General features: G+C 57.7%; 18 protein-coding genes. 10 read left to right on the plus strand and 8 right to left on the minus strand.

Translation table 11 applies throughout. The features are described 5' to 3' along the window. Positions 1-40: 40 nt before the first annotated feature. Genes lpxD through LRK71_RS08365 form a run of 3 tightly spaced genes read left to right on the plus strand, consistent with a single transcriptional unit; the run spans position 41 to position 2660 of the window. Positions 41-1114: a UDP-3-O-(3-hydroxymyristoyl)glucosamine N-acyltransferase gene (gene lpxD / locus LRK71_RS08355; RefSeq protein ID WP_232402553.1), complete on the plus strand. Its 1074-nt coding sequence runs from the start codon at positions 41-43 to the stop codon at positions 1112-1114. A gap of 48 nt (positions 1115-1162) precedes the next feature. Beyond that, entirely contained in the window at positions 1163-1420 is a 258-nt protein-coding gene (locus tag LRK71_RS08360) for an acyl carrier protein (RefSeq protein ID WP_232402554.1), read from the plus strand. Between the two features lie 31 nt (positions 1421-1451). Further along, a complete protein-coding gene (locus tag LRK71_RS08365) occupies positions 1452-2660 on the plus strand; it encodes a beta-ketoacyl-[acyl-carrier-protein] synthase family protein (RefSeq protein ID WP_232402555.1) in 1209 nt (402 codons plus the stop codon). A gap of 258 nt (positions 2661-2918) precedes the next feature. On the opposite strand, the gene LRK71_RS08370 is transcribed toward LRK71_RS08365, so the two are convergent. Then, positions 2919-3539: an invasion associated locus B family protein gene (locus LRK71_RS08370; RefSeq protein ID WP_232402556.1), complete on the minus strand. Its 621-nt coding sequence runs from the start codon at positions 3537-3539 to the stop codon at positions 2919-2921. 577 nt (positions 3540-4116) lie between these two features. Between LRK71_RS08370 and LRK71_RS08375 the strand changes: the two genes are divergently transcribed. Next, a complete protein-coding gene (locus LRK71_RS08375; RefSeq protein WP_232402557.1) occupies positions 4117-5661 on the plus strand; it encodes a helicase HerA-like domain-containing protein in 1545 nt (514 codons plus the stop codon). Positions 5662-5845: 184 nt separating this feature from the next. Here LRK71_RS08375 and LRK71_RS08380 read toward each other — a convergent pair whose 3' ends face one another. The 6 genes from LRK71_RS08380 to LRK71_RS08405 form a co-directional block, all read right to left on the minus strand. Continuing rightward, positions 5846-7168, minus strand: coding sequence for a branched-chain amino acid ABC transporter permease (locus LRK71_RS08380; protein WP_232402558.1), 1323 nt, complete (start codon positions 7166-7168; stop codon positions 5846-5848). Next, on the minus strand, positions 7165-8175 hold the full coding sequence (locus tag LRK71_RS08385; RefSeq protein WP_232402559.1) for a branched-chain amino acid ABC transporter permease: 1011 nt from the start codon (positions 8173-8175) through the stop codon (positions 7165-7167). Before LRK71_RS08385 ends, LRK71_RS08380 begins: the two co-directional genes overlap by 4 nt. A 3-nt stretch (positions 8176-8178) precedes the next feature. After that, positions 8179-8892: an ABC transporter ATP-binding protein gene (locus tag LRK71_RS08390; RefSeq protein ID WP_232402560.1), complete on the minus strand. Its 714-nt coding sequence runs from the start codon at positions 8890-8892 to the stop codon at positions 8179-8181. A 108-nt stretch (positions 8893-9000) separates the two neighbouring features. Then, positions 9001-9786: an ABC transporter ATP-binding protein gene (locus LRK71_RS08395; RefSeq protein ID WP_232402562.1), complete on the minus strand. Its 786-nt coding sequence runs from the start codon at positions 9784-9786 to the stop codon at positions 9001-9003. Between the two features lie 99 nt (positions 9787-9885). Continuing rightward, positions 9886-11079: an ABC transporter substrate-binding protein gene (locus LRK71_RS08400; RefSeq protein WP_232402565.1), complete on the minus strand. Its 1194-nt coding sequence runs from the start codon at positions 11077-11079 to the stop codon at positions 9886-9888. A gap of 519 nt (positions 11080-11598) precedes the next feature. Beyond that, positions 11599-12597 (minus strand): GlxA family transcriptional regulator, encoded by a 999-nt coding sequence (locus tag LRK71_RS08405; RefSeq protein WP_232402566.1) that lies wholly within the window; start codon positions 12595-12597, stop codon positions 11599-11601. A 193-nt stretch (positions 12598-12790) separates the two neighbouring features. On the opposite strand from LRK71_RS08405, the gene LRK71_RS08410 reads away from it, so the two are divergent. Further along, positions 12791-14164: a class II 3-deoxy-7-phosphoheptulonate synthase gene (locus LRK71_RS08410; protein WP_232402568.1), complete on the plus strand. Its 1374-nt coding sequence runs from the start codon at positions 12791-12793 to the stop codon at positions 14162-14164. Between the two features lie 200 nt (positions 14165-14364). On the opposite strand, the gene LRK71_RS08415 is transcribed toward LRK71_RS08410, so the two are convergent. Next, a complete protein-coding gene (locus LRK71_RS08415; RefSeq protein WP_232402570.1) occupies positions 14365-15177 on the minus strand; it encodes a PAS domain-containing protein in 813 nt (270 codons plus the stop codon). A 254-nt stretch (positions 15178-15431) separates the two neighbouring features. Here LRK71_RS08415 and LRK71_RS08420 point away from each other — a divergent pair, with 254 nt between their 5' ends. From LRK71_RS08420 to LRK71_RS08440, 5 genes are all read left to right on the plus strand, one after another. Further along, positions 15432-16328: a YicC/YloC family endoribonuclease gene (locus tag LRK71_RS08420; RefSeq protein ID WP_232402572.1), complete on the plus strand. Its 897-nt coding sequence runs from the start codon at positions 15432-15434 to the stop codon at positions 16326-16328. A 19-nt stretch (positions 16329-16347) separates the two neighbouring features. Next, positions 16348-16989, plus strand: coding sequence for a guanylate kinase (gene gmk / locus LRK71_RS08425; RefSeq protein WP_232402573.1), 642 nt, complete (start codon positions 16348-16350; stop codon positions 16987-16989). Continuing rightward, positions 16986-17507 carry a gamma carbonic anhydrase family protein gene (locus LRK71_RS08430; RefSeq protein WP_232402574.1) on the plus strand — a complete coding sequence of 174 codons (522 nt, stop codon included), beginning with the start codon at positions 16986-16988 and terminating at the stop codon, positions 17505-17507. The genes gmk and LRK71_RS08430 overlap by 4 nt, the downstream gene beginning before the upstream one ends. Positions 17508-17649: 142 nt before the next feature. Then, complete coding sequence (locus LRK71_RS08435; RefSeq protein ID WP_232402575.1) at positions 17650-18696, plus strand: ATP-binding protein; 1047 nt, start codon at positions 17650-17652, stop codon at positions 18694-18696. 268 nt (positions 18697-18964) lie between these two features. After that, entirely contained in the window at positions 18965-20020 is a 1056-nt protein-coding gene (locus tag LRK71_RS08440; RefSeq protein ID WP_232402576.1) for a substrate-binding domain-containing protein, read from the plus strand. Positions 20021-20107 lie beyond the last annotated feature (87 nt).

The following is a 20107-nucleotide window of genomic DNA, read 5'->3' on the forward strand; positions in this document are numbered from 1 at the left end:
GGCCGGTTTTACTGCGTGACGCCTGGAAAGGGCCCTCAACATGTATACAGTTCGCGAGATTGCTCGCTCTCTTGATCTGCCCGCCGAAGGGGATCTGGATCTTGTGATCATCCGCGCGGCCGAGCCGCAGGATGCAGGTCCGCAGGATCTGGCGATGGCGACCTCTGCCAAATATGGTGAAAACCTGCCGCAGGGCAGCGCCCAGGTGGCGCTGCTGTGGCAGGGGGCCGATTGGCAGGCGCTGGGGCTGAAGGCGGCAATCTTTGCGCCGCGCCCCCGCATGGCGCTTGGCGGGGTTTCGACCCTGCTGGACCGTGGGCAGGGCTTTGAAACGGGCATTCACCCCACGGCTGTTGTGCATGCAACTGCGGTGCTGGGGGACGATGTGTCGGTCGGACCGCTGAGCATCATTGCTGCTGGTGCCAAGATCGGTGCCGGATCGGTGATCGGGCCGCATTGCTACATCGGGGCAGAGGTCGAGATCGGTGCGCAGGCGCAGCTGCGTGAGATGGTTTCCATTGGTGCCCGCGCCCGCATTGGTGCCCGGTTTCGCGCCCAGCCTGGTGCCCGGATTGGCAGCGACGGTTTTTCCTATGTCACGCCCGAGGTTTCAGGCGTTGAAAATGTCCGCAAAACTGTCGGAGATCAGGGCGCGGTGCAAGCCCAGAGCTGGATGCGCATTCATTCTTTGGGCGCGGTCAGCATTGGCGATGACGTGGAGCTGGGCGCCAATTGCACCATCGACAATGGCACCATTCGCGACACGGAAATTGGCAGCGGCAGCAAATTGGACAATCAGGTGCATGTGGGGCACAACACCCGGATTGGACGTGATTGCTTGCTCTGTGGCCAATGCGGGATTTCGGGTTCGGTGAACATTGGCAACAATGTTGTGCTGGGCGGCCAATGTGGCGCTGCCGACAATATCTTTATTGGCGACGGGGTGATTGCAGGGGGCGCGACCAAGATCATCTCTAACGTGCCTGCGGGCCGCGTGGTCATGGGCTATCCGGCGGTAAAGATGGAAACCCATACCGAAATCTACAAGGCACAGCGGCGTTTGCCACGTTTGATGCGCGATATCGAAAACCTGAAAAAGGCTGTTTTCAAATAGGGTATTAGCCGCTACATCTGCAAGGACATCACAGATCAGGGGGCCGGAATGAGCACTCGAGACAAGGTCATCGCAATTGTTGCGGAACAAGCGCTATTGGCGCCATCGGATGTAACCCTCACCAGCACCTTGGACGATCTTGGGATCGACAGCATGGGCCTGGTAGAGTGCATTTTCGCCATTGAGGAAGAATTTGATATCTCTATCCCCTTCAATGCCAATACCCCGGATGAGAGCGATTTTGACATCTCGAACGTTGCAGCAATCATTGCCGGGATTGACAAGCTGGTGTCACAGAAACCGTGATATAAGCGCCTGAACATTAAGGGATAGATCCATGAAGCGCGTTGTCATTACCGGGGCAGGGACGATCAATGCCCTGGGCCATTCGGTTGCTGCCACCTTTGAGGCAATGCACGCAGGCCGCTGTGGCATTGGCCCGCTAGAGTTTCGCGATGTCGAACGGTTGGCCATTCGCATCGGCGGCCAGGTGCACGGGTTTGAAGCCGAGGGCCGGTTCAATCGCCAACAGATGAGCCTCTATGACCGGTTTACCCAGTTCACCCTGATTGCTGCCAAAGAGGCGATTGCCCAATCGGGCCTGGAATTCCATGGCGAGCTTTCGGCCAAATCCGGCGTTGTGCTGGGCACTGCGGGTGGCGGGGTCTCGACCTGGGATGACAATTATCGCTCGGTCTATGAAGACGGTAAGAACCGGGTGCATCCCTTTGTGGTGCCCAAGCTGATGAACAATGCTGCCGCCAGCCATGTCTCGATGGAGTTCAACCTCAAAGGTCCCAGTTTCACCGTTTCCACCGCCTGTGCCTCTTCGAACCACGCCATGGCGCAGGCCTTTCAAATGGTGCGCTCGGGCATGAGCCCGGCAATGGTGACCGGCGGATCGGAATCCATGCTGTGCTTTGGCGGCGTCAAGGCATGGGAAGGCCTGCGGGTGATGTCGAAAGAGGCCTGTCGCCCCTTTAGTGCCAACCGAAATGGTATGGTACAGGGCGAAGGAGCCGGTATTTTTGTGTTTGAAGACTACGATCATGCCCGCGCGCGTGGCGCAGAGATCCTCTGCGAAGTGCTTGGCTTTGCAATGTCTTCCGATGCCTCTGACATTGTGATGCCCAGCAAGCAGGGGGCGGCGCGGGCGATTGCCGGGGCATTGAAAGATGGCGGCATCAACCCTGAACAGGTCGGCTACATCAATGCCCATGGCACCGGTACCGTTGCCAATGACAAAACCGAATGTGCCGCCGTTGCCGATGTCTTTGGCCCCCATGCGGATCGCTTGATGATCTCTTCGACAAAATCCATGCATGGACATCTGATCGGCGGCACCGGAGCGGTCGAGTTGCTGGCCTGTATCATGGCCCTGAAAGAAGGGGTGATCGCCCCGACGATCGGCTACGAAGAGCCGGACCCGGAATGCGCCCTGGATGTGGTGCCCAATACCGCCCGCGATGCGCGGATAGAGGTGGCCCTGTCCAATGCCTTTGCCTTTGGTGGGTTGAACGCGGTGCTGGCCCTGGGGCGGGTTTGACACGCAGTCTAAAACATGTTGCATCAACGTGGCGCGCGGTTTTGCGCCGCTGAAATATGCAAAATCAAATAGGGAGAGCCCGTCGCGTGACTGCAAATGAACGCGCCACGCTCTCTCCAGGGGTGCATGGGGGGCTTGCCAGCTTGCCTTGAAAAATGAAAGCCACCAAAGGGGAAACCCGATGGTGGCTTTTTCTCTGCACGGCAGCCCCAGATAGGGCGGGTGCTGCCGAGGGTGGGTTTGTTTTAGATCAGGCTGTTACTGCGTGACCACGTCAACAACATCAAATCCGGCGGTAAAGCCCTTGAGCGACATTTTCATTTCAACCAGCTGATCGGGGGCTGGGGCAGGGCGCAGGGACAAAACTGCCTCGCTGCCGCGTTTGAAAGTGTCGATATCTGCCTGTGTCAGGCCGATCTGCGCCACGCAGCCCAGCGGATTACAGAAAGAGTAGTTGTAGCGCTTGCCGGGCGCGCCATCGACCGAAAGGGTCAGGGCGGCGGGCAACAGGGTTTCCAGCGGCACGATGATGGTGGCCCCGGCAACGGCCTGGCCACCTGGCTGGTCGATGCGGAACAGGGACACCTCGGCCATTGGGTTTCCGTTTGGATCGGTCAGGATCTGCAGCAAGGAACAGGGGTCTGTTTCTTCTTCGGTTTTGACGCAGGCCAGATCCCAATCGCCATGGGTTTCCTTGGCGTAGCGATCACCAAGCTTGGGAGTGCCATCATCAACAGGCTGGCCAAGATCCAGGACCTGATCCGCCGACGATTCGGTGGCTGGGGCTTCTGGTGTTGTTTCACTGCTTTCCTGGGCGAAAACTGGGCTCGCCACCGCCATTAGGGCGGCCAGGGTCATCGGCGTAAGGGACTTGATCATGCATGCCTCATTTATCACAGGTCGTTTGCAATGGCTTTACCATGTTGCAGCAGGGGTGTCAGGCCACAATCCCTGCCCGCGCACAGAATAAGCGGGGAATTACCTGTAAGTTTAGTAACAAGTGAAGGGCTTGAACAAACAGCAAAAAAGGAAGCTCTCCGGCCTCCTTTTTTGGTCTTACTCCCCGTCGGACTGGCCGACTTAGTTATTGGATAGGACGTTACGAAAGGCCTGTGGCTGGGTCAACATGCAATAAGAAAAAAATCCACCGCTTGGTCGCTTTAGTTGGGTTTGAGCGTTTTACGCGCACATTTCGCGGCCGTCGGACGGGCCTTGCCCGATAATGAGGCAGGGGCAGGCGCGCAAAAAAAAGGGCCGTGCCTATGGCACGGCCAGTCTGACAGGGAGGAAATGCCCAGCTATCTCGAAAGACAGGGTGGGCAAGACATATATCCCATGTAAAAGTTAATAATCGATGTTCAAGGGGGTTACCTGGGACACATGCCTGTTTTACGTCGGAAATCAACAGATTCCGCAAAAGAGGCTAAAGCCATGTCAAGGCAGCTAAAGGATGAATATGACTGACAAACTTTTTATCGGCGGCGGCGGTGAAGACTATGGCGCGCCCCAAGAGATGCATTTTAAATATGCCAACCGGCATGGGCTGATTGCCGGGGCCACCGGTACCGGGAAAACCGTCACCCTGCAGATCCTTGCAGAGAGCTTTTCCAATGCCGGGGTGCCGGTAATCCTGGCGGATGTAAAAGGTGACCTGTCCGGCCTGGCCAAACCCGGTACGCCCGACCACAAATTGCACGATGCCTTTGTGGGGCGGGCTGAAACGATTGGCTTGCAATCTTATCACTATCACAGCTGCCCGGTTACCTTTTGGGATCTTTTTGGCGAGCAGGGCCATCCGGTGCGCACCACCTTGGCGGATATGGGGCCGCTGCTGTTGGCGCAGCTGCTGGAGCTGAGTGAGGCACAGGAGGGCATTTTGAACATCGCCTTTCGGCTGGCCGATGAACAGGCGTTGCCACTGCTGGATCTGAAGGATCTGCAGGCGCTCTTGGTTTGGGTCGGAGAACACCGGGGGGAGCTGTCGCTGCGCTATGGCAATGTCTCGCCCGCCTCGATCGGGGCCATTCAGCGCCGCTTGCTGGTACTGGAAAACCAGGGCGGCGCCGATCTCTTTGGCGAACCTGCCCTGGAACTAAGCGACCTGATGCGACAGGACGGCACCGGGCGCGGGATGGTCAATATTCTCGCTGCCGATAAATTGATGGCTTCGCCCAAGCTTTATGCGACCTTTCTGCTCTGGCTGTTGAGCGAGCTGTTCGAAGAATTGCCAGAGGTGGGGGATCCGGAAAAACCGCGCCTAGTGTTCTTTTTTGATGAGGCGCATCTGCTGTTTGATGACGCGCCAAAGGCACTGGTGGACAAGGTCGAGCAGGTCGCCAGGCTGATCCGCTCCAAGGGGGTTGGGATCTATTTCATCACCCAGAATCCTGCCGATGTGCCCGAGGACATTCTTGGCCAGCTGGGCAATCGCATTCAGCACGCACTGCGCGCCTTTACCGCGCGCGACCGGAAGAACCTGAAACTGGCGGCGGAAACCTACCGCGAAAACCCGCGATTTTCCACGATGGAGGCCATTCGCGAGGTCGGCGTCGGCGAGGCCGTGACCTCTATGCTGCAAAAGAAGGGTGTGCCTGGGATCGTTGAACGCACCCTGATCCGCCCGCCCAGCAGTCAGTTAGGTCCGATCAACCTGGTAGAACGCGCCGCTTTCCTGCAGGGGTCTGACATGGCGGGGAAATACGACAAGCCGCTTGACCGGCATTCTGCCTATGAAATCCTGATGCAGCGCAGTGCCAAGGCGGCGGAACAAGCGGCAGTTGCAGAGCAAGCCGTAGAAGAGTCACCAGAGCCGATGGCCCGCGAATTCAGCGCCGCCCGGCGCTATTCTGGCACCCGGATCCCGCGTTCCAGCGCCCGCAGCTATCGCCCCAAAGACAGCTTTGCCTCTGCCATGTCAGAGGCGGTGATCAAAGAGCTGAAAGGCACAACAGGGCGGCGTCTGGTGCGCGGTATTCTGGGAGGGTTGTTTAAGGGCCGCTAAAGCTTGATTTCGAATGTTTTAGATGCGCAAAACGGGTCGCCAGTTTTGCGCAACATGTTCTAGAAGGAAATAGAGGCCTGGCGTTGCCAGGCCTCTATGGGGTCCGCCTTCGGCGGGGATATTTTTAGCCAAATGAAATCTGGACCTGTCCAAGGGCCGCCACCGAGGCAGCGGCCCTTGTTTGTTATTTTTCCGGTATCAATCCACGCGGGCTGAACCGTAGGACCAAGAGCAGGATCAACCCCATGGTAAGCAGCCGCATATGGGCTGCGTTTTCCATCAGATGAGCGCGTAGGCCACTGTCTTCGCCCAGGCCCGAGGTCAGCAGGGTGATCAATTCCAGGCTCATCGGTTCTACCTTGATCCACAGGAACCAGATCAAGAAGCCGCCCAGGACTGCGCCAAAGTTGTTGCCGGAGCCGCCAACGATCACCATCACCCAGATCAGGAAGGTAAAGCGCAGGGGATTATAGGTTCCTAGCGTTAGCTGCCCATCCAGGGTGGTCATCATCGCGCCAGCAATGCCGCAGATTGCCGAGCCGAGCACAAAGATCTGCAAATGCCGTTTGGTGACATTCTTGCCCATGGCACGGGCTGCGACCTCATTGTCGCGGATGGCGCGCATCATCCGGCCCCAGGGGCTTTTGAGGGCCATCTGCGACATCCACAGCAGCACCAGAAGCACGAGAGTAAAGAGGAGCGTGTAGCCCAGCTTGACATAGAGCGTCGAGCCAAGCACGGGATCAAGGCCAAAGCCCGCGAACCATTCGACATAGGCCGGGTCATTTTGCAGATCGACCTCAAACGGAACCGGACGCGGCAGGCCCACGACGTTTTTCACCCCGCGTGATAGCCAATCTTCGTTCTTGAGGACGGCAATGATGATCTCGGCAATGCCAAGGGTGGCGATCGCCAGATAGTCAGAGCGCAGCCCAAGCGCGGTTTTGCCAATGAGCCAGGCCGCCCCGGCAGCCAGCAAGCCACCCACTGGCCAGGACAGGATCACTGGCCAGCCGAGGCCACCAATATTGCCTTCCAAGGCTGGGTTGATCGCCTCGATCGCTTCGACCGAGGGGTCAAATAGGGCGCGGTATATGACAAAACCCACAGCCAGGATCAACAGGATCAGCAGTGCTCGCAGCCCGCCGCGGGGCAGGAAACGGGTCGCTGCAACCGCCGCAACCACGGTCAGCGCGCCCATGACCATGGCCATGATGATACCCGGCCCGCCTGCGCTCCAGGCGCCAGGGGTTGGCGGGGTTGCAGTCAGGACCACCGCCAGACCGCCCAGCGCGGTAAAGCCCATGACGCCGACGTTGAACAATCCGGCAAAGCCCCACTGCAGGTTTACCCCCAGCGCCATGATGGCCGAAATCAGCCCCATGTTGAGGATCACCAGGGATGAGTTCCAGGATCCTGAGAAGAAGCTCCAATCAGTGAGGCCTTCAAGTAGGAACAAGAGCGCGACAGCGGCAAACATCAGGCTATGTTTTATGGTATCAGTCATACCGATTTCCCCTTGAAGAGCCCGGTTGGCTTGAACAGTAGAACGATGATCAGGATCGCAAAAGAGACCGCAAATTTATAATCGGTGCTAAGCAGTTGCACCAAGCCATCTGGCCCCATGTTTTCAGGCATAAGATAGCCCAGCACCTTTTTCCAAGCATAGGTGATCGTCACCTCGGAAAAGGCGATAATAAAGCCGCCTGCAATAGCACCCTGAGGGCTGCCCAGCCCGCCAACAATCGCCGCGGCAAAGATCGGCAGCAGCAGCTGGAAATAGGTGAAGGGTTTGAAGCTTTTGTCCAATCCATAAAGCACCCCGGCGATGGTCGCCAATGTGGCCACGATCAGCCAAGTGTACATCACGACGCGTTCAGGGTTGATCCCCGATAGCAGTGCGAGATCTTCGTTATCCGAATAGGCGCGCATGGATTTCCCGGTGCGGGTCTTGTTGAGGAACCAGAACAGCAGCGCGACAACCACAATCGCCGTCACCACGGTGATGCCTTGGGTGGTCTTGATCGCCAGCCCTTCGCGCAGGCCCGTCATTTCCTTGAAGACCCGCGCCTTGATGATGAAACGCTCACCATCGGTGAACCGCTGATCTTCGGTGCCAATGATTAAGCGCACAAGCCCGTTCATCATGAACATCACACCAAGCGAGACCATGACAAAAACAACCGGTTTCGCCTTTTGCGCGCGGTAGAACCGATAAACCGTGCGATCAGTAATCAGCATCAGCGCCATAGTCGCCACGATCCCCAAAGGCAGGGCAAGCAGGGCGGTGGGAAGCGGACCAAAACCAATGCCCCTGGACTGGAAATCCCAAGTCACCAGAATGGTAATCATGGTGCCAAAGGCCATGGTGTCGCCATGGGCAAAGTTGGAAAACCGCAGGATGCTGTAGATCAGTGTCACACCCAGCGCGCCCAGCGCCAGTTGAGAGCCATAGGCCACGGCCGGGATCATTACAAAATTGGTAAGTGCCACAATGGCATTGAGGAAATCCATGGCTCAGCCCCCCAAAAAAGATTTGCGGACTTCGGGATCAGCCAAAAGCTCTTGCCCGGTGCCGGAAAAGGCATTGCGGCCCTGTACCAGAACATAGCCTTTGTCTGCGATCTCAAGCGCTTGCTTGGCGTTCTGTTCTACCATCAGGATCGGCAGACCAGTGCGGGCCACCTCGATGATGCGGTCAAACAGCTCATCCATCACGATGGGCGACACGCCTGCCGTGGGTTCATCCAGCATCAGAACTTTGGGCTTGGTCATCAGCGCCCGCCCTACGGCAACCTGCTGTCGCTGGCCACCGGATAGCTCACCGGCAGGCTGGCTGCGCTTGTCGCGCAGGATCGGGAACAGGTTGTAAACCTGCTCCATTGTCTCGGTGATATCATCGGTGCGGATGAAGGCCCCCATCTCTAGGTTCTCTTCTACCGTCATCGAGGTGAAGATATTGCTGGTCTGCGGCACAAACCCCATACCCTTCACAACCCGGTCTTGCGGGCTCAGGCGGGTAATATCCTCACCGCCCAGCCGCACAGCCCCGGCGTTGAGTGACAGCATGCCAAAAACCGCTTTCATCGCAGTGGATTTTCCAGCCCCATTGGGGCCCACAATCACCGCGATCTCGCCGGGGTTCACAGCGATGGTGCAGTCATGCAGGATATCTGGCCCTTTGCCGTATCCACCTGTCATGCCATCACCAATCAAAAAGGGTTCAGACATGCGCGCCTCCTGCCTTCATCTTACCTAAAATACCTCGGGGGGGCCGCACAGCGGCGGGGGCAGCGCCCCCTCTGGTGCGCCGCCTCCCCAGGTCCAGCGTCTCGCCCATCAGGTCTTCTCCAGTTTGTCTTTGTTTTTCAGGCCTGTGCCCAGATAGGCCTCGATAACTTGCTCATTTGCCTTGATCTCAGCCAGCGACCCTTCGGCCAGCTTGTGTCCCGCGGCCATGCAGATCACCGGATCACAAAGCCGGTCAATGAACTCCATGTCATGCTCGATCACCACAAAGGTATAGCCGCGCTCTTCGTTGAGCCGCTTGATGGCATCGGCAATGGTATAAAGCAGCGTTCGGTTCACCCCGGCGCCCACCTCATCCAGAAACACGATCTTGGCGTCCACCATCATGGTGCGGCCCAGTTCCAGCAGTTTCTTCTGACCGCCAGAAACCTCACCAGCTCGCAGGTCGGCGATATGGCTGATGGTCAGAAACTCGAGCACCTCATCAGCCTTGGCGCGAAGGGCGCGTTCCTCTTCGGCGATGCGTTTGCGGCCAAACCAGGTGTTCCAGAGGCTTTCACCCGATTGTGCGCCGGGCACCATCATCAGATTTTCGCGGCAAGTCATAGAGGAAAACTCATGCGCGATCTGAAAGGTGCGCAGCAGCCCCTTGTGAAATAGCTCATGCGGCGGCAGGCCGGTGATATCCTCGCCATCCATGGTGACGCGCCCGGAGGTGGGTTCAAGAACCCCAGCGATTACATTGAAAAGAGTGGTCTTTCCCGCGCCGTTTGGCCCGATTAAACCGGTGATGGAGCCCTTGGCGATTTCGAGCGAAGCGCCGTCAACCGCATGGAATCCGCCGAAGTGCTTGTGCAAATCCTCGACGACGATCATATCATTTATCCCCTGCCGCAGTTTGTTTGCGGGTACTGAATTTGGAACAGCCCGGGCAAAACCCGGGCTGTTCGTTGCGTGTTGATCTGCCAGCTAAGCTTAGCGGAACTTCACAGTGGTGTTCTGGCCGTCCTTGACAAGGATTTCGCGGTAAGAACCAGCGCTCTCACCGGGGCCGATCAGCTCAACGCCGGTGGCACCCTGGAAATTAACGTCTTTGCCAGCAGCAATCAGTTCCAGTGCCTTGCCCAGATCACCTGGGTTGATCTCTTCACCCGGTGCATTGGCAACATCCATGATCTTGGCGCCATATGCAGCCGGATCGGTGGAATTTGCCGCCTGCATCGCCAGCAGGATCAGCGCCGCCGCATCATAGGATTCAGAGGCATAGGCGGAGGTGCCATCAAAGCCAGCAGCTTTTGACATCTCGGCAAAGATGCCGGCGCCTTCGCTGTCAGAGCCAGCAATCTGACCAAAAGAGCCGTCCAGATCGGGGCCGACGTTCTTGGGCAGGCTATCGCCGATCATGCCGCCAGGCAGGCCAAAGGTGTCAAAGGCACCGGAATCCAGCGAAGACTGAATGATGCCAAGTCCACCCTGGTCCAGATACCCGGCGACAACCAGAATATCGCCGCCAGCCGAGGCCAGCGAAGCAACTTCAGCAGAATAGTCGCCTTTGCCGTCTTCATGGGCTGCAACGATGGTCACTTCGCCACCGATTTTTTCAAACGAGGTCTGGATTGCATCTGCCAGGCCCTTACCAAAGTCGTTGTTGGTATAGGTCAAAGCAATGGACTTCACATCGCGCTCTTGCAGGATGTCAGCCATGATCTGGCCTTCACGGGAATCAGACGGAGAGGTGCGGAAAAACAGGCCATTGTCTTCCATAGCGGACAGGCCGGGCGAGGTCGCAGAGGGAGAGACCATGACCATGCCGTTTGGAATGGCGACGTTTTGCAGGATCGCGCCGGTCACCCCAGAGCAGTCACCGCCAACAATACCCATGACGCCTTCGGCGATCAGCTTTTCGCCATTTGCCACGGCCAGGCCATTATCGATGCAGCCGGTGTCGGCGCGCACGGAGGTGACGGTGGCACTGTCCAGCAGCTTGCCGGATTTGGTCACTTCTTCCATCGCCAGTTCAGCGCCTGCGGCCATGGCTGGGGCCAGCGATTCAATGGGGCCAGTAAAGCCAAGCAAAACGCCGAGCTTGACTTCCTTGCCGTGGCTCCCCGCGAAAGCGGTGCCAGCAGTCAGCGCGAGGGCCGTCGTAGCCATCAATAGTTTTTTCATCTGAAATCTCCCGTTTATTGGAACACATGTGTTCATACCAAACCCTAGGCAAGGCGATTTGAAAAGAAAAGTCCCCTTAACCAGGGTGCCCCTCCCCAGGGCCACCTGTGCGTCTTCCTGGGCCAACCACGATGGTAGGCCTGATGCGGCGGATGCTTTACAGGCTTCATGCCAAGAGGGAAAGAACTCAATCTCGCTTCGGCCCTTGGCGTGGCAGCGCGGCGGGCGCATCCTGGGGCGCAGGCTGTGAAAAGCGGTGGACATTCCCGGTGTAGTTTGTGCGCCATGTGATCGGATCAACTACTTGAAGCTTAGAGTGTTTTTGCAGGCCCGGCGACGCGGCGGCGGTGATTTTCTATGCAGGCGTGGCCAGATCGGCCCGTTTCAGCGCCCGATGATGGGGCGGAAAAAAGTGGACAAAAAATTTGGGCCTGCTGATACAGCGGCCCAAATTCACAGCAATATCACGCTCTATCTAACGGCATCTACGCCCAGTCAGGGCCGTGCAAGGCAACAGAATCAAGGCTTGCCTGATTTGCTGCCGCGTTCGCGGTAGGGGGTGGTTTCATAATGTGAACGGTAACACTTGGAAAAATGCGAGGGCGAAGCAAAGCCGCAGGCCAGGGCCACATTGATCACGCTCATATCCGTTTGCATCAGAAGATTGCGCGCCTTCTGCAGCCGCAGTTCCATATAATAGCGTTTGGGGCTGCGGTTCAGGTAGCGGCGAAACAGACGTTCAAGTTGCCGTGTCGACATGCCTACATCCTGTGCCAGGACCGAAGGGCTGATGGGGTCTTCAATATTGGCTTCCATCTTTTGGATCACCAGCGAGAGTTTCGGATGGCGCACCCCGATACGCGTTGGGATCGACAGGCGCTGGGTATCCTGATCGGTGCGGATCGAGGAATAGATCAGCTGATCCGCCACCGCATTGGCCAGTTCTTCACTTAGGTCATTGGCAAGGATCTTCAACATCAAATCAATAGAGGATGTGCCCCCAGCAGTAGACATTCTATTGTTATCAATGACAAAAACAGATTTCGTCAGGGTGACTTCCTCAAACTCTTCGGCAAAGCTGTCGATGTTTTCCCAGTGAATCGTCGCCCGCTTGCCATCCAACAGACCGGCCTTGGCCATCACATAGGACGCGGTGCACAATCCGCCAACCCTGACCCCTTTGCGGGCCTCGCGGCGCAGCCAGGCCAGCAGCTTCTTGGAGGTCGCTGCCTGAACATTCACGCCGCCACAGACCATAATCGTGTCGTCGCGCTGCAACTCGTCCAAATCTCCCTCTGACGTGAAGGTCGTTCCGGCAGAGCAGGTCACGTCTCCGCCACCTTCACTCATCAGGGTCCAGCTATAGGCGTCATAGCCGACCATACGGTTGGCAATGCGTAGACATTCCAATGCCGACGCAAAAGAGAGCATTGAAAATCTATCAAGTAAAACAAATACGTAGTGACGTTTAGGGGCTATAGCCTTGGGGATCTCTGTCTTTTTTTTGTTGGCTTGCATTGGGCACATCCTTGGCAAAAAGTGAATGCACCGGGAGAGACTATAGAAAGTCGGCCCCGCGTGAGACCAGAAAACCGTGCTCACAGCTTTGCGTCGGGGTCAAGAGGCGCAAATCTAAACTGGTCAGAGTGGGTTGGTTTTTGTATAGGTGGCTTCCGTCCTATCAATATGACGTCTTATGCGGAGAAAAGCTATGAGTGAGTGGCAAAAAGCGGCCTGGCGCAACAAAGCACGCGTGCAGATGCCCGACTATACCGATGCCGCGGCCCTCGGGGCCGTAGAGGCGCAGCTTTCCAACTATCCGCCCCTGGTCTTTGCCGGCGAAGCGCGCCGTTTGAAACAACACCTGGCGGCTGCCGGGCGTGGCGAGGCGTTTTTGTTGCAGGGCGGCGACTGCGCCGAGAGCTTTGAGCAGTTCAGCGCGGACGCCATCCGCGACACCTTTAAGGTGATGCTGCAGATGGCCATGGTTCTGACCTATGGTGCCAAGGTGCCAGTGGTGAAAGTGGGCCGTATGGCGGGGCAATTTGCCAAGCCGCGCAGTGCGCCAACTGAAACTTTGGATGGGGTCGAACTGCCCAGCTACCGCGGCGACATCATCAATGATCTTGCCTTCACCGAAGGCTCGCGTATTCCAGACCCCAAGCGGATGCTGCAGGCCTATACCCAGGCCGCCGCAACCCTGAACCTGCTGCGCGCCTTTTCGACCGGCGGCTACGCGGATGTTAATCAGGTGCACGCCTGGACCCTGGGCTTTACCGAGGGGGAGAAAGCGCAAAGCTATCGTGAAATGGCCAACCGGATCACTGATACGCTCGATTTCATGCGCGCCGCCGGGGTCAACAACGATGCCTCGCATGCGTTGCAGTCGGTTGAATTCTACACCAGCCACGAAGGCCTGCTGCTGGAATACGAAGAGGCGCTGACCCGTCTGGATTCGACCTCTGGCAAATGGCTCGCTGGGTCTGGCCACATGCTGTGGATCGGTGATCGCACCCGCCAGCCTGATGGCGCCCATGTGGAATTCTGTCGTGGCGTGTTGAATCCCATTGGCCTGAAATGCGGCCCGACCACCACGGCCGAGGATCTCAAGGTGTTGATGGCCAAGCTGAACCCGGAAAATGAGGAAGGTCGCCTGACGCTGATCGCCCGCTTTGGCGCCGGTAAGGTGGCAGAGCACCTGCCGCGTCTGGTCAAAGCAGTGCAGGAAGAAGGGGCCAATGTCACCTGGGTCTGTGATCCGATGCATGGCAATACCATCAAATCCTCTACCGGGTATAAAACCCGGCCCTTTGAAAGCGTGCTGCGCGAAGTTCAGGATTTCTTCGCTGTCCACAGTTCCGAAGGCACCATTCCGGGGGGCGTTCACTTTGAAATGACCGGGCAGGATGTCACGGAATGCACCGGCGGCGTGCGGGCTGTGACCGACGAGAATCTGAGCGATCGATATCATACCGCCTGTGATCCGCGCCTAAACGCCAGCCAATCTCTGGAACTGGCCTTTTTGGTTGCCAAAGAACTGTCAGAGCTGCGCAGCCAGCAGGCTCGCAAAGCCGAGGCCAGCTAGGCCTGGCCGCAAGAGCGTATCCCCAGCCTGGCTGTGGCAACGAGATAAAAATAGGCCCGTCCCAATTGGGGCGGGCCTATTTGTGGCGGGCACGAGCAAAGGATCGGTCCCCGGAAAATGGGAAACGCCCCGGGAATTCTTCCGCGGGGCGCTGGTAACTAGACTACGACCAAATAGACTAGAAATAGACTAAAATTTTACTAAACGGCCGGCTCATTTCGGCTGGAAACCAGGCGTAGATGCGGCGCTTTGGATTTACTTTTTGCATCAGCACGGGCGGTGTCGCGCACCGGCTTCAGGGGTTTGCGGTCGGCCAGATCACGGGCTTCCTGCAAGATAGAGGTCTCTGGCTGCATTCGCGACTGCAGCTCTGCAAAATCGGGATTGGCGCTGTTTGCATCTGCGGCATCGCGGGGTTTGGATTTGAACTCAGCATCACTCGACTTTTTGGCGACGGCGCGCATCTCGATCGAAGAGATGCTGAAACGCTGCGAAGTCTTGGATGGATTACCCTCGGAAACAAAGACCCCAAGCGCCCGACTGACATCGCCCAGATCACTACGCAGTGGCAGAAGCAACATGCGGGCTTCGCGACGGCCGCGCAGGCGCGATCCTTCGGTCTGCATCTCGATTTCGACGATCGCGGGGGCTTCGAACATATGCTCCAGAGCGGCGCTCATCTGTTTACGTGCATCCGGGGTGAAAAAGGCGGTGATCGGCATGCCACGCACCTCCATGCCGGCCATCTCGTTGACCTTTTGTCCAGCCAGACGAAAACGGGCAACGCCCGGTGCAACCCGTTCAAGAATAAAGGTCTGCGACAGAATGTTTTCCAGCCCGCGCGGATCAATCTGCGACCGGTTTGGAATGTCATCGCCACGCTGCAGTGCTGTCCAGTAGGCCTCGGCCTGCCGCATCGGAGAGACCGAAACGCTGTTACGGAAATTTTTCATAGGAACCACCTTGTCGTGCCCCTTATCCTGCTCTGAATTTTTGCTACCGCCAAAAAACATGTGCTTTCCTTACGTTGTTCGGTCCATCCGCCATCAAACACGCTGCACGAGTCTCTCGACTGCCTTATTTGTAGCGTCAGGATGGTTACCTTGCAGTTAACATGCCACAATATTATTCAAATTTGGACTAAAATTTAAAGCAATGGTTAACGCCTTTCGGTGACAGGCCTATCCTTATGCGTCAAACGCTACCCCAGACGCACTGTTGGAACTGATGCTTTTTGCCAGAAGACACGCCAGAAAGGGCCATATAGATGACTATTCGCAGCATGACGGGGTTTGCCTCGGGGCAGGGCGCGCTTGACACCCATAGTTGGAGTTGGGAAATCCGTTCGGTCAACGCGAAAGGCTTGGACCTGCGTCTGCGGGTGCCTGACTGGCTGATCGGGCTAGAGGCGCATTTGCGCAAGCGCTGTAGCGCAGAACTGGCGCGGGGCAACGTGACGCTGGGCCTGCGGATCAACCGCTCAGAAGCGGGGGCCACCAGCCTGGTGCTGAACAAGCCGCTGTTGCAATCCGTCCTTGCCGCCCTGGCCGAAGCCGAGGAAACCGCGCAGGCGGCAGGGGTGGATCTGTCGGTGACCTCTGGTGCGGATCTGCTGTCTATTCGCGGCGTGCTGGAAACCAACCTGCGCGAAGATGACCCCGCGCCGCTGGTCGCCGCGATGCGTAATGAATTCGAAAGCATTTTGGCGCAATTCGTTCAAATGCGTGAAGCAGAAGGGGCAGCCTTGGCGCAGGTTTTGCAGGATCAGCTGGCAGAACTGCGACGCCTGACGGACTTGGCCGCCGAGCTGGCAGCGGCGCGCAGGCCACTGGTGGCCCAAAATCTCAAGACCAATCTGGCCAAGGTGCTGGAGAATGCCGAGGGGGTAGATGCCAACCGGGTGGCGCTGGAACTGGCGATGCTTGCGGTGAAATCCGATATCACCGAAGAAATCGACCGGCTTGGCGCGCATATTCTGGCCACCGAGGCCCTGTTGACCACAGGCGGTGCGGTGGGGCGCAAGCTTGATTTCCTGATGCAGGAATTCAATCGTGAGGCCAATACCCTGTGTTCAAAAGCGCTGAACAGTGACTTGACCTCGGTTGGTCTAGAGTTGAAAGCAGTGATCGACCAGATGCGCGAGCAGGTGCAAAATATTGAATAACTCCGAAGGAACAGACGAGATGGCAAACCGCCGTGGCCTATTGATCATCCTGTCCTCGCCATCCGGCGCGGGCAAATCCACTCTCGCCAAGCGGCTGCGCAGCTGGGATGACAGCATTCGCTTTTCCGTCTCTGCAACCACCCGCGACCCGCGCGCGGGAGAGGTGGACGGGCAGGACTATCACTTCGTTTCGGTGGATGATTTCAAATCCGCTGTCACCGAGGGCGAAATGCTGGAGCATGCGCATGTCTTTGGCAATTTCTACGGCTCGCCCAAGGGTCCGGTGCGCGCGGCGATCGACGATGGCCAGGATGTGCTGTTCGACATCGACTGGCAGGGGGCGCAGCAGATCCGCAATTCTGAACTTGGCCAGCATACGCTGTCGATCTTTCTGCTGCCGCCTTCGATCACCGAATTGCGCCGCCGGTTGGAAAGCCGTGGACAGGATGATCTGGACACCATCAAGCGACGGATGGAAAAGAGCTGGGACGAGATCAGCCATTGGGGCAGCTATGATCATGTGCTGGTCAACGATGACCTAGATGCTACCGAAGAGGCGCTGAAGACCATCATTTCAGCCACCCGACTGCGCCGCATTCAACAGCCACTGCTGGTGGATCACGTGCGGACGCTGCAAACAGAATTTGAGGAGATGTCATGACACTTTATGCTTTGGGTATGCATCAGCCGCAGCTGCATGCGGATACCTGGGTGGCACCGGATGCCAATCTGATTGGCCAGGTGGTGCTGGAAGCCGCGGCTTCTGTCTGGTTTGGCGCCACCATTCGCGCCGACCACGAAGAAATTCGCATCTGCGGAGGGGCCAATGTGCAGGAAAACGTGGTGATGCACGTCGATGCCGGTTTTCCGCTGACTGTGGGCAAGAACTGCACCATTGGTCACAAGGTCATGCTGCACGGCTGTACCATCGGTGAAAACAGTCTGATCGGCATGGGGGCCACCATTTTGAATGGTGCCAAGATTGGCAAAAACTGCCTGATCGGGGCCGGGGCCTTGATCACTGAAAACAAGGTCATTCCTGACAACTCCCTCGTGATGGGGGCACCTGGCAAGGTGGTGCGTGAGCTGTCTGAAGCGCAGGCCCAGACATTGACGCAGAGTGCGCTGCATTACCAGGACAACATGCGCCGTTTTCGCAACGAGCTGCGCGCGATTTAAGCCCGGATCGAAAATTTGGGTGGGCAGGAGAGGGCTGGGCGGTGTTAGCGGATGTTGTCCTTTGTCCCCCACCGGGCGAGTGGGCCGCCACCTCTTCGTTACATTTGCCTGATAGCCCATGCCCACCCAATTGGAGAGCGCAATGAAACAAGAGGTGATCGCAGGTTTTCTGGACGCATTCCCGCTGCCTTCTGTGTTGGTGGATCAGACGGAGCGTTTTATCGCGGCCAACCAGCTGGCCCTTGATTTGTTGGGGCAACAGATCCTAGGGCGTCATTTTGCCACCATCCTGCGCCAGCCCAGCGTTACCGGGGCCATCGAAAGATGCCTGGAGGATCGCGCCAGCCGCTGCGCCAAGCATCTGTCAAACGACGGCGCGCAGGACACCAGTTTTGATGTGACCCTGCGCTATGTCGGTGGCATCGGCGCGGTCGAGGGCGGGGCAGTGCTGATCACCTTTACCGATGTGAGCGAACGCGAGCAGGCCGGCCAGATGCGGCGCGACTTTGTCGCCAATGTCAGCCATGAACTGCGCACGCCGCTGACCGCGCTGATGGGCTTTATCGAAACCCTGCGCGGGGCCGCCCGCGACGATCCCGGCGCCCGGGATAGGTTTCTGTCGATCATGGAAGGAGAGGCCAGCCGGATGAACCGGTTGGTGGGGGATCTGTTGTCGTTGAACCGGGTCGAAAGCAAAGAGCGCATTCGCCCCAAAGAACAGCTGGATCTTGTGGGGCATCTGACATCAACCCTGAAAACGGTGCAGCCGCTGGCTGATGCCGGCGAGACCCGCCTGCTTTTTGCCCCGCCCAGTGACCCGGTAATGGTCACGGGAGATGCGGACCAGTTGTTGCAGGTCTTTATCAACCTGATTGAGAATGCCATCAAATACGGCGGTGATCGGGTCGAGGTTACTCTGGAATTGCTAGAGCGCGATCCCTCGCTGCGCTGTGCTGCAGTGCGGGTGCGGGTGATGGACAATGGCGCCGGGATCGACCCCATTCATCTGCCGCGCCTGACTGAACGGTTTTACCGGGCTGACAATCACCGCTCGCGCGAGCTGGGCGGAACGGGCCTTGGCCTTGCCATCGTCAAACATATCGTCAATCGCCACCGGGGGCGGCTTCGGGTGGAAAGCGAGCCGGGGACCGGTAGCTGCTTTTCCGTGACCTTGCCACTGTCGGAATAGCCACGGTCAAAACAGCCACTGTCACAATATGGTGGCTCATTTGGGCGCGCGACGCCCAGCGGCGGGAGGTGAAATCGCGGCCATCTTCTGGCGAAGGCGATAAAAGATTAACGTGATGGCGGCTTTTGTGACAATTTCCGGCCTATTTTCGATCTTGTCATATGCCTGTTACACGGGTGTCACAAAAGCCACATGCCGACCTTTTAGGAGGGGCGCATGATCATCACGAAGATGGTCACACATCTTAATCTCTCTCATGGAGACACGCATGTCCTTTGTGAAACTGACCGCTTCCGCCCTGACCATCGCTGCCGCTACGGCCACCGCAGCCACTGCGCGTGACCAGGTCCAGGTTGCCGGCTCTTCGACCGTTCTGCCCTATGCCTCTATCGTTGCCGAAGCCTTTGGCGAAAACTTTGACTTCCCGACACCTGTTGTGGAATCGGGTGGCTCTTCCGCAGGGCTCAAACGCTTCTGCGAAGGTGTTGGCGAAAACACCATCGACATTGCCAACGCATCGCGTCGCATCAAGGAAAAAGAGATCAAGGCCTGCGCCGAAGCTGGTGTCACCGATATCATCGAAGTGCGCATCGGCTATGACGGCATCGTTTTTGCCAGCGACATCAACGGCAACGCCTTTGAATTCACCCCTACTGATTGGTTTCTGGCCCTGTCCGACGAAATCATGGTGGACGGCAAGATGGTTGCCAACCCAAACAAGACCTGGGCTGACGTGAACCCTGCCTTCCCGGCGCAACCGATCCAGGCCTTCATCCCCGGCACCAAGCACGGCACCCGCGAAGTGTTTGAAGACAAAGTAATCCTGGCCGGCTGTGAAGCCACCGGCGCTTTTGAACACATCCTGGCCGGTGCAACAGGTGACAGCGCCAAGGCACAGAAAAAAGCCGCCGAGAAGGCCTGTATCTCGCTGCGCACAGATGGCGTGTCTGTCGACATCGATGGCGACTACACTGAAACCCTGGCCCGCATCGAGAGCAACGCCAATGGCATTGGTGTCTTTGGTCTGGCTTTCTATGAAAACAACACTGACAAGCTGCAGGTTGCCACAATGTCCGGCGTCGTTCCCACGACCGAGAGCATCGCAACCGGCGAATACCCCGTCTCGCGCCCCTTGTTCTTCTACGTCAAGAAGGCCCACATCGGCGTGATCCCAGGCCTGAAGGAATATGCTGAATTCTTCGTCGCAGACGAGGTGGCCGGCCCCGATGGTCCGCTGTCCGAATATGGCCTGGTTGCTGACCCAGAGCTGAGCCAGACTCAGGAAGCGGTTGCTGACGAAGCCACCATGGGCGGCAATTCCTGATCGCCGCACATCTTGTTATACTCTGGGGCGGCTCTTTCCGTCCCAGAGCCTGTTTAAACCAGACCAACCGCCAAAACCTGCTGCTGT

Origin of the sequence: Pseudophaeobacter flagellatus, from assembly GCF_021228235.1 — a bacterium.
Taxonomy (GTDB): Bacteria; Pseudomonadota; Alphaproteobacteria; order Rhodobacterales; family Rhodobacteraceae; genus Pseudophaeobacter; species Pseudophaeobacter flagellatus.